This window comes from Caballeronia sp. LZ062 (genome assembly GCF_031450785.1).
Lineage (GTDB): Bacteria > Pseudomonadota > Gammaproteobacteria > Burkholderiales > Burkholderiaceae > Caballeronia.
In genome coordinates this window covers 15,435-31,287 of the sequence record NZ_JARTWB010000001.1, presented here as the reverse complement: position 1 = coordinate 31,287, position 15,853 = coordinate 15,435, and the positions used below count along the sequence as shown (strand labels likewise).

The 15,853-nt window shown below is 63.1% G+C and carries 14 protein-coding genes; 11 read left to right on the top strand and 3 right to left on the bottom strand.

Translation table 11 applies throughout. The annotated features are described in order from the left end of the window. The first annotated feature begins 5 nt into the window (after positions 1-5). Both P9239_RS00125 and P9239_RS00120 read left to right on the top strand, forming a co-directional pair. A complete protein-coding gene (locus P9239_RS00125; RefSeq protein ID WP_309748492.1) occupies positions 6-1,442 on the top strand; it encodes an MFS transporter in 1,437 nt (478 codons plus the stop codon). Between the two features lie 70 nt (positions 1,443-1,512). After that, complete coding sequence (locus P9239_RS00120) at positions 1,513-1,680, top strand: hypothetical protein (protein ID WP_309748491.1); 168 nt, start codon at positions 1,513-1,515, stop codon at positions 1,678-1,680. A gap of 77 nt (positions 1,681-1,757) precedes the next feature. On the opposite strand, the gene P9239_RS00115 is transcribed toward P9239_RS00120, so the two are convergent. Together P9239_RS00115 and P9239_RS00110 are read right to left on the bottom strand one after the other, a co-directional pair. Beyond that, a complete protein-coding gene (locus tag P9239_RS00115; protein ID WP_309748490.1) occupies positions 1,758-2,030 on the bottom strand; it encodes a hypothetical protein in 273 nt (90 codons plus the stop codon). Positions 2,031-2,155: 125 nt separating this feature from the next. Further along, positions 2,156-2,992 carry a helix-turn-helix transcriptional regulator gene (locus P9239_RS00110; RefSeq protein WP_309748489.1) on the bottom strand — a complete coding sequence of 279 codons (837 nt, stop codon included), beginning with the start codon at positions 2,990-2,992 and terminating at the stop codon, positions 2,156-2,158. A gap of 234 nt (positions 2,993-3,226) precedes the next feature. On the opposite strand from P9239_RS00110, the gene motA reads away from it, so the two are divergent. Further along, entirely contained in the window at positions 3,227-4,096 is an 870-nt protein-coding gene (motA, locus tag P9239_RS00105; RefSeq protein WP_309748488.1) for a flagellar motor stator protein MotA, read from the top strand. Between the two features lie 30 nt (positions 4,097-4,126). Beyond that, positions 4,127-5,110, top strand: coding sequence for a flagellar motor protein MotB (gene motB, locus P9239_RS00100; protein WP_309748487.1), 984 nt, complete (start codon positions 4,127-4,129; stop codon positions 5,108-5,110). Positions 5,111-5,132: 22 nt separating this feature from the next. Here motB and P9239_RS00095 read toward each other — a convergent pair whose 3' ends face one another. After that, positions 5,133-6,464, bottom strand: a complete 1,332-nt coding sequence (locus P9239_RS00095) for an Nramp family divalent metal transporter (protein WP_309748486.1) — start codon at positions 6,462-6,464, stop codon at positions 5,133-5,135. A gap of 269 nt (positions 6,465-6,733) precedes the next feature. Here P9239_RS00095 and P9239_RS00090 point away from each other — a divergent pair, with 269 nt between their 5' ends. The 7 genes from P9239_RS00090 to P9239_RS00060 all read left to right on the top strand — a co-directional run bounded on the left by P9239_RS00090 (position 6,734) and on the right by P9239_RS00060 (position 15,844). Next, positions 6,734-7,003 (top strand): DUF4148 domain-containing protein, encoded by a 270-nt coding sequence (locus P9239_RS00090; protein WP_309748485.1) that lies wholly within the window; start codon positions 6,734-6,736, stop codon positions 7,001-7,003. A 150-nt stretch (positions 7,004-7,153) separates the two neighbouring features. Further along, entirely contained in the window at positions 7,154-7,399 is a 246-nt protein-coding gene (locus P9239_RS00085; RefSeq protein WP_309748484.1) for a DUF4148 domain-containing protein, read from the top strand. Between the two features lie 233 nt (positions 7,400-7,632). Next, complete coding sequence (locus tag P9239_RS00080; protein ID WP_309748483.1) at positions 7,633-10,809, top strand: efflux RND transporter permease subunit; 3,177 nt, start codon at positions 7,633-7,635, stop codon at positions 10,807-10,809. Positions 10,810-10,833: 24 nt separating this feature from the next. Further along, positions 10,834-12,099, top strand: a complete 1,266-nt coding sequence (locus P9239_RS00075; RefSeq protein ID WP_309748482.1) for an efflux RND transporter periplasmic adaptor subunit — start codon at positions 10,834-10,836, stop codon at positions 12,097-12,099. Continuing rightward, positions 12,096-13,550, top strand: a complete 1,455-nt coding sequence (locus P9239_RS00070; protein ID WP_309748481.1) for an efflux transporter outer membrane subunit — start codon at positions 12,096-12,098, stop codon at positions 13,548-13,550. Before P9239_RS00075 ends, P9239_RS00070 begins: the two co-directional genes overlap by 4 nt. 69 nt (positions 13,551-13,619) lie before the next feature. Then, positions 13,620-14,333, top strand: coding sequence for a heavy metal response regulator transcription factor (locus P9239_RS00065; protein ID WP_309748480.1), 714 nt, complete (start codon positions 13,620-13,622; stop codon positions 14,331-14,333). Continuing rightward, entirely contained in the window at positions 14,330-15,844 is a 1,515-nt protein-coding gene (locus P9239_RS00060; protein ID WP_309748479.1) for a heavy metal sensor histidine kinase, read from the top strand. The genes P9239_RS00065 and P9239_RS00060 overlap by 4 nt, the downstream gene beginning before the upstream one ends. The last annotated feature ends 9 nt before the right edge of the window (positions 15,845-15,853 follow it).

Below are 15,853 nucleotides of genomic sequence, written 5' to 3'. Positions count from 1 at the left end.
CTACGATGAGCGGCATGAACTCGAACCTCTCTTCCAGTCAGTTATGCGTCGTTGCAGCGACGAGCGTCGGCTTCGTCGTGTCGCAGCTCGACGTGTCCATCGTCAACGTGGCGCTGGCGAGCATCGGACATGATCTCGGTGCGAGCGTCGCGAGTCTGCAATGGACCGTGGACGCCTACGCGCTCGCGTTCGCCGCGTTGATGCTCTCCGCCGGATCGCTCGGCGACCGGCTCGGCGCGCGGCGACTGTTCATCATCGGTCTCGCGCTGTTCGCGCTCGCTTCGCTCGCGTGCGCCTTTTCGCGCGACGCGGCGCAACTGATCGCGGCACGCGCGCTTCAGGGCGTCGGCGCGGCGGCGATGCTGCCGAATTCGCTCGCGTTGCTCAACGCCGCGTGCGGCCACGATCCGCGCGTGCGGGCGCGCGCCGTCGGCTTGTGGACAGCGGCGGGCGCGGTGTCGATTGCAGCGGGCCCGATCGTCGGCGGACTGCTGATCGAAGCCCTCGGCTGGCGCAGCATCTTCTGGGTGAATCTGCCGATCTGCGCGGCCGGCATGGCGGCGACGCTCGCGTGGGTGGACAAGGCGCCGTCGCACGGGCGCGGCGGCGGCATCGACTTGAGCGGCCAGGTGCTCGCCATTTTGGCGCTCACGGCACTGGTCGGCGCGGTCATCGAAGCGCGGCCGCTCGGCGTGCTGCATCCGCTGGCCTGCGGCGCGTTCGTGGTCGCGCTCGCGGCGGCGGGCGCCTTCGTCGCAGTCGAACGGCGAAGCCGCGCGCCGATGCTGCCGCTGTCGCTTTTCGGCGAGCGCACGTTCAGCGCGGCGGTGCTGTTCGGCATCGGCGTGAACTTCACCTACTATGGAATCGTGTTCGTGCTGAGCCTTTACTTGCAGCGCGTGCTCGGCCGCACGCCCTTGCAGACAGGACTCGCGTTTTTGCCACTCACGGGCGGCTTTCTGATGTCGAACCTGGCGAGCGGTCCGGTTGTCGCACGCTTCGGTTCGCGCGGCCCGATGATCGCGGGCGCGCTCATCGACGCGGCGGGTTTCGGGGCGCTCGTCTTCGTCGATGCACACACGCCGACAGCCGCGCTGCTGCTGCCGTTCCTGCTGATTCCGTCCGGCATGGGCGTAGCCGTTCCCGCGATGACGACCGCGCTGCTGGGGACCGTCGGTCAGCGGCGCGCGGGCACAGCGTCGGCGGTGCTGAATACCGCGCGGCAGGCGGCCGGCGCGATAGGCGTGGCGGCATTCGGCGCGTTGGCGGGCCACGGTGAAAGCGTGGCGGCGTCGGCGCAGATTGTCGATGCCGTGCGCTGGTCGGCGGCGATTTCCCTGGGCGTGCTGACGTGCGCGGCAATCATTGCGCGCGGCGTGAAAAGCGGCGCGGCGGCGGACAGCGCTGAAGCAGCGCAGCGGCCGCGAGGCGCAGCGAAATAGCGTGATCGCTCAACGCGCCGGGAACACAGGTTGCGAACGGACCGAAGTCACTTCAAGGAGAACGCGCATCATGTCCAACATGCCACAGGCCCCGCAAGAAACCGTCGAACCGGACCCGGACAAGCTGCTCGACCCGGACGCCGCGCCGAATCCGGACGATCCCGACATGCCGGACGGCCCGGATTCCGCGATGCCGCTGGTTCCGGCCGACCCGAAGAACGGCGAGCCGCGCATGTAGCAGCCGGTTCGGCGCCCGCATGACGCCAATGCCCGCGCAGCCTTTCGAGCCGCGCGGGCATCGTTATATGAATGAGGCTACAGACTCGTGGTTTGCACGACGCCGGTTTCGAGCGCCCGTTCGATCAACGCTTCCTGTTGCGCCTTGCGCACCGCGTCCGCGACGAACGTATCGGGCGCTTCCACTTCCGCGCGGATGGTGCCGATGATGCCGTCGGCCTGCACGATCACGAGCGATTCCGCCGAATCTGCCCGGCTGATGATGACGCGCTGCGGCCCGCCGCCTTCCGCGATGCTGGCGCAAAACTGCATGCGCTCGCCGCCGATCAATTGTTCGAATGTTTGAATCATGGCTGCCTTCTGCGTTGGTTGAAAAAAGCCGACGCGATCGCACCGACCCGACACGCGAGGCCGCGTGCGTCGCTCTCCCTTTCAATATTGATTCGCGCAGCGGCGGCAGGTTCCGCGCCGCACGTTCAGCGACGCTCGCCGTGCGCCTGATGCAGTATGCGCGCGGTGGCGTCGTCGGCGGGGAAAAACGCTTCGATCGCCAGTTCGGACAGCGTGATGTCGACGGGCGTGCCGAACACCGTGGTCGTGCTGAATAGCGTCAACACACCGTGTTCCGTGCGCAGGCGCAGCGGCACGAGCACGAGATCGGTTTCGCCGCGCTCGGCGTCTCTTGCGTGCGGCGGCGCAGGATACGCTTCCAGTTCTTCGAGCAATGCAGCGAGCGTGACGTCGCCGGACACCTCGATCTGGCGACGCAGCCGCGCGAGCAAATGCGCGCGCCACTCGTGCCAGTTGTCGATGACGCTTGCGAGCCCTTGGGGATGCATCGAGAGGCGCAGCACGTTGACCGGCGGCGCAAGCAACGACGCATCCGCCGATGCGACGAGCGGTTGCAGCGCAGCGTTGGCTGCAATCATCGTCCAGTGGCGATCCACGGCAAGCGCGGGATATGGCTCGTGGCCTTTCAGCACGAACTCGACGGCACGCCGCGCGGCTTCGAGTCGCGGGTCGGCGAGCGCGCGCTCGCGATACATCGGCGCATAGCCGGCTGCGAGGAAGAGCGCGTTGCGCTCGCGCAAAGGCACGTCCAGTTGCTCGGCAAGACGGATCAGCATGTCGCGGCTCGGCACCGATCGCCCCGATTCGATAAAGCTCAAGTGGCGCGTCGAAACGTCCGCTATACACGCGAGATCGAGCTGGCTCATGCGCCTGCGTTGACGCCATTCGCGCAGTAACGTGCCGACCGTGGCCGGCGTAAGCGTCGGCGCGCGCTGCGCCGCTTCCGTCAATGTCGTGTCCATGCGCCGATGGTAGACGAAGCGCACAGCAGCAATCCATTACCTCGGGCGTAAAGCGGGCGCGTAACTTTTACCTCGCGACGCGTCTCGTTGAAATGTTTGCGTGCCCCACCCTAATGTCCGCGTGTACCGCGCCGTTAAAAAGCCCAGCATCATGCAGACAATGCATTGCGAGCCGTGCGTGTTTCATTGACGAGCGCGCACGGCTCGCAACGCCCGGACATTTGCGGAGAAATCATGTTTGTCGTTATCGGATGGGTGGTCGTCATCGGCTCCGTCATCGGGAGCTTCATGGGGGTCGGCGGTCACTTGGCGGCCCTCGTTCAGCCTTTTGAATTGCTGTGTATCTTCGGCGCCGCCATCGGTGCGTTCGTCGTATCGAATCCGACGTCCACGCTCAAGAAGACCTTGCAGGCACTGCCGAAGATCTTCAAAGGCGGCGGGTACACCAAAGAGAAATACCTCTCGCTGATCGCGCTGCTCTACGAACTGCTCCAAAAGGCCCGCAAGGAAGGGATGATGGCGCTCGAAGCCGACGTCGACGCGCCCGAGTCGAGCCCCGTCTTCCAGAAGTACGAACACGTGATGGCGGATCATCACCTGCTCGACTTCATCGTGGACTATCTGCGCATGATGTCGGCGGGCAACGTGAACGCGCTGGAATTGCAGGATCTGATGGACGAAGAGCTGGAGACGCACCACTCGGAAAGCGCGGTTGCGGCGAACGCCATTCAGAAGATGGCCGATGGCTTGCCCGCGTTCGGCATCGTCGCCGCGGTGATGGGCGTGGTGCATACGATGGGCTCGGTCGGCGCCGCGCCCGCCGTGCTCGGCGAGATGATCGCCGGTGCGCTGGTCGGCACGTTCCTCGGCATTCTGCTCGCGTATGGCTTCATCGGCCCGGTCGCGGACCTGCTCAACGCGAAGGGCGCCGCCGAAGCCAAGCCGTTCCAGTGCGTGAAGTCCGTGCTGCTCGCTTCGATGAACGGCTACGCGCCGACCGTCGCCGTCGAGTTCGGCCGCAAGGTGCTCTTCACCGCGGACCGTCCGAGCTTCAAGGAACTGGACGACGCCGTGCGCGCCACCAAGTCGCCGAAGTCGGCCTGATCCGCGTCCGCACAATAAGGAGCATCGTTCATGGCTGAAAGACCGTCGCGCGACCCGTTGCAATCCGTGCTCGCGCCCACTGTCGTCGTGCGTCGCAAGAAGAAGGGCGGCGGCCACGGCGGCCATCACGGCGGCGCATGGAAGATCGCCTATGCCGACTTCGTGACCGCGATGATGGCCTTCTTCCTGTTGATGTGGCTGCTCGGCTCCACGTCGAAGTACGACAAGGAAGGCATCGAGCAATACTTCAACACGCCGCTTTCCGCGCTCTTCGGCAACGAAGGCGGCGCGTCCGCGCACACGAGCGTCATCAACGGCGGCGGCAAGGATTTGTCCAGCTCGCGCCCCGGCGAAGCCAACAAGAGCCAGACGCAGCCCGTGCCGCCTTCCGTCGCGCGCGCGGCCGTCGCCGTCGACGACATGCAGCGCCTGCAACAACTTAAGCAGAAGCTCACGGCGCTGATCGAAAATACGCCAGCATTGCGGGCGTTCAAGGACCAGATCCGCATTGCGATCACGAGCGAGGGCTTGCGCATCGAGATCGTCGATTCGCTGAAGCGCCCGATGTTCGCATCGGGCAGCTCGAAGCTCGAAAGCTATGTGACGACGATTCTGTCGAACATCGGTGCATCGCTGAACGACGTCGACAATCGCGTGTCGATTGCGGGCCATACGGATGCCGTGCCCTACTCCGGCAATCAGAAAGGCTATTCGAACTGGGAGTTGTCGAGCGAGCGTGCGAACGCGGCGCGGCGCGCGCTGGTCGCAGGCGGCATGAACGAAGGAAAGGTGCTGCAAGTGCGGGGCCTCGCCGACGCACTGCCGCTCAACAAGGATGTCATCGACGAGCCGACGAACCGGCGTATCAGCATTCTCGTGCTGAACAAAGCTGCGGAACTCGCGTTCTTCCGCGATGGCGGACGCACGACGGTCGATCAGGCCTTGCCCGCCGATACCGCGATTCCCGCTGCTGTCGCGGCGAAATCGAATACGCCGGTTGCCGTCGTCAAGTAAGGTGTTCGCGTAAGCCTCGCGCTTACGCGAACCACTCCGTCGCGGTTTGCACGACGAGCCAGATGTTCGCGGCACTGATCACCACGAAGAGCAGCCACGCGATGACCTTCGTGTGCGAAGCGTTCGCGAAGCTGCCCATGAGTGCGCGGTCGCTTGTCATGCGAATCAGCGGATACAGCGCGAACGGCAATTGCAGGCTCAAGACGACCTGACTTGCGACGAGCAGCTTGCCGACCGCGCCGTTGCCGAGCATATAGACGCCGATCAGTGCAGGCACGAGTGCAAGCGCCCGCGTAATGAAGCGCCGCTGATAGCACGGAATCTTCAGGCGCAGAAAGCCTTCCATGATGACCTGCCCCGCGATGGTTCCCGTGAACGTCGAGCTTTGCCCCGAGGCGAAGAGCGTCACGGCGAAGAGAATCGCGGCGAGTCCGCTGCCGACGATGGGCGCAAGCAGCTTGTACGCGTCTTCGATTTCAGTGACTTGCGTGTGCCCCGTGGCATGAAACGCGGAAGCGGCAAGAATAAGGATCGCCGCGTTGATCAGAAGCGCAAGGATCAAAGACGCTATCGTATCGAGCCGCGAAAGCCTGATAGACGATGCGATATCTTTCGGCTCGCGACTGACCACTCGCGTCTGCACGATGGACGAATGCAGATAAAGGTTATGCGGCATCACGGTCGCGCCGAGAATGCCGATGGCGAGATAGAGCGGTTCGCGCTCGGACAGCACGCTGAACGAGGGCACGAGTCCCGCGGCGACGGACGGCCAGTGCGGCTTGACGAGCGCCAGTTCCACGATATAACCCACGCCGATCGTCGCGATAAGCCCGAGCATGATCGCTTCCAGATCGCGGAAATTCTTGCCCTTCAGGCCGAGCACGATGAGCGTGTCGAATGCCGTGAGGATCACGCCCCACATCAGCGAGCAGCCGAAGAGCAGATGAAACGCCAGCGCGCCGCCGAGCACTTCGGCAAGATCGCACGCGATGATCGACAACTCCGCGAGCATCCACTGCGCATTGGCGACGGGCTTTGCGTAACGTTCACGCGATAACTGCGCGAGATCGCGGCCCGTGACGATGCCGAGGCGCATCGAGAGGCATTGCAGCACCATCGCCGCGATGCTCGACAGCACAACGACGAACAGCAGGCTATAGCCGTAGCGCGAGCCGGCTTCGATATCCGTCGCCCAGTTGCCGGGGTCCATGTAGCCGATGGAGATGAGCAGCCCCGGCCCCGCGAATTGCAGCAGCTTTTTCCAGAGCGGCGTACCCGGCGCAACAATGACGGAGCCTTTGACTTCGGATGGACAGAACGGAGCGGTGGCGGTGGTCGGCAGCTTGAACGGCAATTGAGCGTTTCCGGTTTCAATGAAGAAGCGAGGCGTCGCGACTTTTCCCGCCAGGCGGGCGTCGCGCGCAGGCGAGTCTATCACTGGCTGCGCCGTCTTTCAGGCAGCCGACACGCGCGCGCCGCTGACGAAAACGCCATGTCCTCGCCAGCATCTCGTCACGGTACGACAAATACAATTCAGTCCTGGCGAGAGACGCCATGCCGGCTTTCGTCACCGTCACCGACCGCATGCCGCGATCGCCGTTTCACCCGTACCAGGAGTTCGCCATGAAACTCGTCATGCGCATTGTCGCCGCCGCACTCATCACAACCCCCCTCGCTGCGCTGGCTCAGGAAGGCCTCACGCGCGAGCAGGTCAAGCAGGATCTTCAGCAAGTCGAGCAGGCCGGTTATCAGCCGTCCGCCCGCGATGCGTTCTATCCCAACGACATCCAGGCAGCCGAAGCACGCGTGCATTCGGGCACGGCATACGGCGCATCGGCAGACGGCACGTCGGCGTCCGGCCATACGACGTCCAACAGGCCGTCGCCGCAATAACTGCGGGTTCATTCGCGGCGTTCGATAAAACCCCCGCAAACAGGTGAATTCCTCGCGGACGACCGTGCTTACAATGGACCGTCCACGGCCGCTCTGCCGTGGACGCGCAATGGAATTGCGTCCGTCCATCATTCGCATGAGGAGTTCGCCATGAAGCCAGTCACGCACATTGCCCTGGTCGTATTCGCGCTCGCGCCGCTCGCCGCCGCCGCGCAGCCAAACAGCTTGACCCGTCAGCAGGTTCTCGACGACCTGATACGAGCCGAACGCTCCGGCTACTATCCCGGCGTCGACGATCAACGCTATCCCGGCAGTTTCCTCGATCAACGCGAAGGCATCTATACGGGGGCCAGCGTGTACCGCTCGGCTTCAGCACAACAGTCGCCTAAGGACTGAGGTCGTCCAGGGCGATCGCTTCGTGCGTTCGCCCTTTCTTCAGACTAAAACACGAACGTTCGCTCCTCGACAGCGAACCTGACACAACCGCCATTTTCGCGTCATATTGTCGTTGGTGGGCGGCCACTACCATAGCGGCACTGAACGCAACGCGCCCGCCACGCTTCATGGAACGCTACGCGCGCTGAGAGCACGACCGCAGCGCCCTTTCCTCGCACTCTCCCAACGACTCAATGTGGATCGTCAACGTTGCGCTGAAGCGCCCTTATACGTTCATCGTCATGGCCATCCTGATCGTGCTGGCCACGCCCTTCGCCCTCTTGACGACGCCGGTGGACGTGCTGCCCGAGATCGACATTCCGGTGGTCAGCATCATCTGGACGTATACGGGCTTGTCGTCGCAGGACATCGCCAATCGCATCACGTCCGTCAACGAGCGCAGTCTGACCACGACGGTCAATAACATCGAGCACATCGAGTCGCAGTCGCTTCCCGGCATTGCAATCATCAAGCTCTTCCTGCAACCGACCGCCAACATCCAGACGGCGATCGCGCAGACAGTGGCTGTCGAGCAGGCGCAGTTGAAGCAAATGCCACCGGGTGCCACGCCACCGCTCGTGATCAGCTATTCGGCGTCGAGCATTCCGGTGATTCAACTGGGGCTCTCGAGCCCGAAGCAGTCCGAGCAGGAACTGAACGACACGGCGCTCAACTTCCTGCGTCCGCAGCTCGTGACGATTCCGGGCGCCGCCGTGCCGTATCCGTATGGCGGCAGGACGCGCCTCATTTCCGTTGATTTGAACACGCGCGCGCTGCTTGCGAAGGGCCTCACACCGACGGACGTGGTGGCCGCCGTGAACGCACAGAACCTGATTCTGCCGACCGGCACGGCGAAGATCGGCCCGAGGGAATACACGATCAACATGAACGGCTCGCCGACCACCGTCGCAGGCCTGAACGATATCCCCGTGCGCACGCTGAACGGCGCGACCACCTACCTGCGTGAAGTGGCACACGTGCGCGACGGCTCTTCGCCGCAGACGAACATCGTGCGGCAGGACGGACGACGCGGCGTGCTCATCTCCGTGCTGAAGAACGGCAATGCGTCGACGCTTTCCATCGTCAACACTTTGCACAGCCTCTTGCCGCAAGCGCGCGCCGCCTTGCCGCAAGATCTCAAGATCAACGCGCTATTCGACCAGTCCGTCTTCGTGAAGGCTGCCGTGGAGGGCGTGGTGCGCGAAGCGTTGATCGCCGCTGCGCTCACCGCCGCGATGATCCTGCTTTTCCTCGGCAACTGGCGCAGCACGTGCATCATCGCGATCTCGATTCCCTTGTCGATTCTCTCGTCGCTGCTCGCACTGCACGCGCTCGGCCAGACCATCAACATCATGACGCTCGGCGGCCTCGCGCTTGCCGTCGGCATTCTGGTCGACGACGCGACCGTGACCATCGAGAACATCGAACGTCATCTACACATGGGCACCGACCTGCACGAAGCGATTCTCGAAGGCGCGGGCGAAATCGCCGTGCCTGCGCTCGTTTCCACGCTATGTATCTGCATCGTGTTCGTGCCGATGTTCTTTCTCACGGGCGTCGCGCGCTATCTGTTCGTGCCGCTCGCGGAAGCCGTGGTCTTCGCGATGCTCGCGTCGTATGTGCTGTCGCGCACACTGGTGCCGACGCTCGCCATGCTGCTTATGGGCCACGCGCACGCACCGGACGCCAAGGCCCGGCCCAATCTCTTCGTGCGACTCCACCGCCGTTTCGATCATGGGTTCGAGCGGATGCGTGCGGCATACATCGTCATTCTGAGCAGCCTGCTCGTGCGGCGGCGTCTGTTCGGATCGCTCTTTCTGGGCTTCTGTCTGCTGTCGGCAGGACTCGTGTTCGTGCTCGGCGAAGACTTCTTCCCGAGCGTCGATGCGGGCGATATCCGAATGCATATGCGCGCACCGACCGGCACGCGTATCGAGGAAACCGCGCGCCTTGCGGATGAAGTGGAGAAAGTCGTGCGCAAAGTCGTGCCGCAGGACGAACTCGCCACCATCCTCGATAACCTCGGTCTTCCGTATAGCGGCATCAACCTGTCGTATAGCAACGCGGGCACCATCGGCACGCTCGACGGCGAGATACAGGTGGCGCTCAACCCCGATCATGCGCCGACGCAAAAGTACATCGACGAGTTGCGCTCCATGTTGCCGCGCCTGTTTCCGGGCGTCGAGTTCTTCTTTCAGCCGGCAGATATCGTCACGCAGATTCTGAACTTCGGTCTTCCCGCCGCCATCGACGTGCAGATTCAGGGCCAAGACCAGACAGGCAATTTTCAGGCAGCGAGCAACCTGATGAAGCAGATACGCATGATCCCCGGCAACGTGGATACGCATATTCAGCAGAAGCTCGACCAGCCTGTACTCAATTTGCAGATGGACCGCACGCGCTTGCAGCAGCTCAATCTTTCCGCGAGCAACGTCGCGCAGAACGTGCTGGTGTCGCTGTCGGGCAGTTCGCAAACATCGCCGGGCTTCTGGTTCAATCCACGCAATGGCGTCGAATACAACATGGCTGTGCAGACGCCGCAGTATCAGGTGTCGTCCATCGATGAACTGATGCGCACACCGGTATCGGCATCGAACACGGGGCCGACGCAACTGCTGGGCAATCTCGTGCGCCTTTCGCCGCAAAGCCAGTTCGCGGTCGTCTCGCACTACAACATACGCCCTGTCATCGATATCTTCGTGAGCGTCGAAGGACGCGATCTCGGCAGCGTCGCGCGGCGCGTGAATCAACTCGTCGATCAGGCGCGCGGCACGCTGCCACGCGGGAGTCAAATCGCTGTGCGCGGACAAGTGGAGACCATGCGCACGTCGTTCTTCGGACTGGGTGTCGGCGTGGCGATGGCCATCGTGCTCGTCTATCTGCTGATCGTCGTGAATTTCCAGTCGTGGGTGGATCCGCTCATCATCGTGAGCGCACTGCCTGCAGCGCTTGCGGGCATCATCTGGATGCTCTTCCTCACGGGCACGCATCTCTCCGTACCCGCGCTCACGGGCGCGATCATGACGATGGGCGTCGCCACCGCCAACAGTATCCTGATGGTGTCGTTCGCACGACAGCGTCTCACGGCCGGCGCGCCGCCGCTCACCGCCGCGCTCGAAGCCGGCGCGAGCCGCATCCGTCCTGTGTTGATGACGGCCTTTGCGATGATCATCGGCATGATTCCGATGGCGCTCGGGCTCGGCGAAGGCGCGGAGCAGAATGCGCCGCTCGGCCGCGCGGTCATCGGCGGCCTGATCTTCGCAACCGTATCGACGCTCTTTTTCGTGCCGCTCGTGTTTGCCGGCATCCATTCGCGGCTTGCACGCCGCGCACGGCGAAAAAACGAAGCGCAGCATGACGATCAACATTGAACCGCATCACGCACGAAGCCGAACATGACTGAAAAGAACCACGCATCGCTGGCCATTCCCGCACGCGATCCAAACGAAGGCCCGGCGCTGCCGCCGCGCAACCTCGAATGGAAGCGCGCGAAGATCGCGATCGTCATCGTGCTCGCGCTCCTTGCGATAGGCGCGGTGCGCACGGTCGTAAGCGACCTCGTGCATAACAAGTCCGTCGCCACGCGCACGCAGCAGAGCGCGCAGCAATACGTCAACGTCGTTACGCCGACGCAGACGGACGGCAGCGGCGAAACCACGCTGCCGGGCACGTTGCGCGGCTTCGTCGAATCGCCGATCTATGCGCGTGCGACCGGTTATCTGCTGCACTGGTATGTCGATATCGGCGCGCGCGTGAAGCAGGGACAATTGCTCGCCGATCTCGACACGCCCGAGATCGATCAGGAACTCGCGCAAGCCGTCGCGCAACGCGACCAGACCGCATCGAGCCTCGGCCTTGCGAAATCATCGCTGCAACGCTGGCAGCAGCTGCGTCAGCGCGATGCCGTTTCACAGCAGGAACTGGATGAACGCCAGAGCACGTACAACCAGGACGTCGCCAATCTCGCCGCCGCCGATGCGAACGTGAAGCGCCTGCGCCAGCTCGAATCATTCAAGCGTATCGTGGCGCCCTTCGCAGGCGTGGTCACGCAGCGGAATGTCGATGTGGGCGATCTGATCGATGCGGGCAGCGGCGCAAGCCGCGCGCTGTTCGCGCTCGCGCAGTCCGATCCGTTACGTGTCTATGTGCAACTGCCGCAGGCGTATGCGCAGAACGTATCGGTGGGACAACAGGTCGTCGTCACGCAGGCGGAACTCCCGGGGCAACAGTTTCACGGCAAGATCACGCATATCTCCGGCGCTATCGACGTGCCCACGCGTTCGCTGCAGATCGAAGTGACGCTGCCGAACGCCGATGGACGCCTGCGTCCGGGTGCCTATGTGCAGGTCGCCGTGCCATCCGTTGCTCATGCGCGTTTGATCGTCCCCGGCAATGCGCTGTTGTTTCGCGCGGAAGGCCCGCGCCTGGCCGTCGTCGATGCGAGCGGTCACGTGCATCTGCATAAAATCGTGATCGCGCAGGACCTCGGTCAAACGCTGGAGATCGAGAGCGGCATCGAAGAAAGCGACAAGATAATCGTCAACCCGAGCGATTCCGTGGCGGATGGCGATCACGTCGTCATCGCGCCGCAGGAAGGAAAGCAGCACGACCAACAGCAGCAACCGCAGCAGCAGGCAAGCGACAAGAAGGCCGCATCATGAGACGCATCGCCTCATCCGTCGCGTTGTTGTCAATGCTCGCGGCGTGCACGGTAGGCCCCGATTATCAGCGGCCCGTTGCAGAAACGCCGCCCACGTGGAAGACCGACTCGTACTGGCATGTGGGCGAGCCTTCGCACGCGCCGCTCGCGCTCGACTGGTGGCACGGTTTCGACGACGACGTGCTCGACGGACTCGAATCGCAAGCCCTCGCCCAAAACCAGACGCTGGCCGCTGCAAGTGCGCATTACGAGCAGGCACGTGCGACGCTCGCGCAAACGTCATCGCTGGCGCTGCCCGAAATCGACCTCAATGCACAAGCGGCGCGCACGCGAACGTCGCGCAATCGACCGGTGAACAACTACACCACGCCGAGCATGTCGACCGTGCAGAACGATCTCAAGCTCGGGCCCGCGGTCAATTACGATCTCGATCTGTTCGGCCGCATTCGACGCGAAGTGGAAAGCGCGCAAGCATCGGAAGATCAGACACGCGACGATCTGGCGAACGCGCGCCTCGTGCTAACCACCGACCTCGCCAGCGATTATTTTTCGCTGCGTGAACTCGATGCAGAAATCGACGTGCTGAATCGCTCGGTGCAGTTGCAAGAGAAAGCGCTCGACTACGTCAACACGCAGCACAGCCTGGGCGCAGTGTCCGGCCTCGATGTGCTGCAACAGCAATCGCAACTCGATTCCACCCGCGTGCAGGCGCAACTGCTCCTCAATCAGCGTGCGCAATACGAACATGCGATTGCCGCGCTCGTCGGCACGCCCGCGCCGCAATTTTCGATTGCCGCGAGAGTCGATGAACGCCCCATTCCGCCGATTCCGCTAGGTCTTCCGAGCGACGTGCTGCAACGCCGCCCCGATGTAGCTTCTGCGGAGCGCGCGATGGCCGCCGCCAATGCGCAAATCGGCGTCGCAAAAGCCGCATTCTTTCCAAGCCTCACGCTCAACGGAAACATCGGCTGGGAGAGCACGGCGCTTACGAGCCTTTTCTCGGCGCCCAGTCTCTTGTGGACCATCGGTACCATGGCAAGCCAGGTCGTGTTCGATGGCGGGCGTCGGTCTGCGGCGGTCGCATTCGCGAGCGAAGGTTATCGCGCAACCGAAGCCAACTACCGGCAGACCGTGCTCAACGCGTTCCAGCAAGTGCAGGACGGCATCGTCGGGCTGTCGGTGCTCGACGGTGCAGCGAAGCAGTCGCATGCCGCCGTCATGGATGCGCAACGTCTGCTCTCGCTTGCAAATGACCGCTATTCCGGCGGCCTCGTCGCGTATCTCGACGTCATCACGGCGCAGCAGCAGTTGCTCACGAGCGAGCGGCAGGACGTGCAGATTCGCGGCCAGCAGCATACGGTATCGGTCGCGCTCGTGAAGGCACTGGGCGGCGGATGGGACGTGAATCAGCCAGCGCAGGTACAGGATGTCGCGGACGCTCATGCGAAATGAATGCAGCAGGCCTCGTATAGTGACGGAGTCTCGATACGGTAAGCACACGATGAACACACAGGTGCGGGCATGAAAGTCCTGATAGTGGAAGACGAACACAAGGTCGTCGATTACCTGCGCTCGGGCCTGACCGAGCAAGGCTGGGTCGTCGATATCGCGATGGACGGCGAAGAAGGCACGCACCTCGCCATCGAATACGACTACGACGTGATCGTGCTCGACGTGATGCTGCCGCGCCGCGATGGCTTCGCCGTGCTCAAGGCGCTGCGCATGCAGAAGTCCACACCGGTCATCATGCTGACCGCGCGCGATCACATCAACGACCGCGTGCGCGGCCTGCGCGAAGGCGCGGACGACTACCTCACGAAACCGTTCTCCTTCTTGGAACTCGTCGAACGGCTGCACGCGCTGGCACGGCGTACGCGCGCCCAGGAATCCACGCTGATTTCGGTAGGCGATCTCTACGTCGATCTGATCGGGCGCCGGGCGACGCGCGACGGCGTGCGCCTCGACCTCACTGCGAAGGAATTCCAGCTACTGAGCGTGCTTGCGCGACGTCACGGCGATATCCTGTCGAAAACGGCGATTACCGAACTCGTATGGGAAGTGGATTTCGAAAGCCATACGAACGTGGTCGAAACCGCGATCAAACGCTTGCGCGCAAAACTCGATGGACCGTTTCGCACCAAGCTGCTGCATACGGTGCGCGGCATGGGCTACGTGCTCGAAGTGCGCGAGCCGCGCGATGCACCCGACACGAGGGAAGACGCGAGGCCATCATGAACGTTCCGTGGGCAGCATCGCAAGAGATTCCGCAGGCGCAGGGCCTTCGTGGCTCGCAACGTTCCATTGCACGGCGCCTTGCCGTCATGTTCGCGCTCGTTGCGTTGTTCGTGTTTTCGCTCGTGGGCTCGGGGCTCTTTCTCGTGCTTCGCGTTCAGCTCGAACAGCACTTGCGCGATTCGCTCGATAACCGCGCGGAGATTGCACGGCTCATCGTCACACATGTATCGAATGCGGACAAGTGGAAGATCGCCAAGGAGAAGCTCGCGGATATCACGCCGCGCGACGGCTCGACGCTCTTCGCGGTCACGAGCAACGATCCGCGCTTCAGCTACGGCACGCCGCCTGCGGGCCGGGTCACCAAGCGCGTGCTGGGCGGCTATGTCCGCTTCAAGCCGGAAGGACGCGCTTACGACATGCTGATGACCACGCTCACGATTCCGCCGAACGCCGACCGTCCGCCGCTGCAACTCTTCGTCGCGGTGGATTGCTCACCGAACGTACGCACCATGCGCGTGTTCGGCGTGGCGCTCGCCGCGCTGACGGCGCTTGCGACCGTCGCCGTGTTATTGCTCAGCTATTCTGTCGCGCGGCTGGGCCTTGCTCCGCTCACGCGGCTCACACGCGATGCGCAGAGCGTGAGCCCCAACAATCGTTCGCAACGTCTCAACACACGGTCGCTGCCGCTCGAACTCGAAGACCTCGCGAAGTCGTTCAATGGTGCGCTCGAACGGCTGGACCATGCGTATGGGCGGCTCGAAGCGTTTAACGCGGATGTCGCGCATGAGTTGCGCACGCCCGTCACCATTCTCATCGGTCAAACGGAAGTCGCATTGACGCGAGACCGCCCCATCGAAGAATTGCGCCATACGTTGCAGTCGAATCTCGAAGAATTCGAACGTGTGCGTGCGATCATCAACGACATGCTTTTTCTCGCGCGCGCCGATCAGGGCGAACGCGCGACAGGTCTTGTGGAAGTGTCGCTTGCTGCGGAAGTGCACCGCACGCTGGACTTTCTCGAGATCCCTCTGGAAGAAGCACAGGTGCGCGCGGTATCGACTGGCGATGCGCGCGCCTTCGTCAACACGTCGCTATTCGGACGCGCGTTGTCCAATCTCGTGATGAATGCGATCCAGCACTGCGCGCCGGGCGCGACCATTTCTGTTGCGATCACGCGGGAGCATGGACGCGTGCGCATCGCCGTTGCGAATCCTGGTGAGCCGATTGCGCCGCAAATCATGGAGCACCTGTTCGACCGTTTCTATCGCGCGGAAAGCTCGCGCACGAATAGCCGCGAGAATCACGGGCTCGGCCTCGCCATTGTGAAAGCGGTGGCGGAGATGCATCGCGGCACGGTGTCGGCAACGAGCGCGAACGGCATCAACACATTTGCGTTCTCCGTTGCGCGCTTCGGCAGCGAGCATCGGCCGGCGCAGGATGTTCTTACATCCGGGAACGCGCAAGTGGCACGACCGCATGAAGAGAAAATCGGCGTACGCCCCGCAGGTTAGAAGAACGCG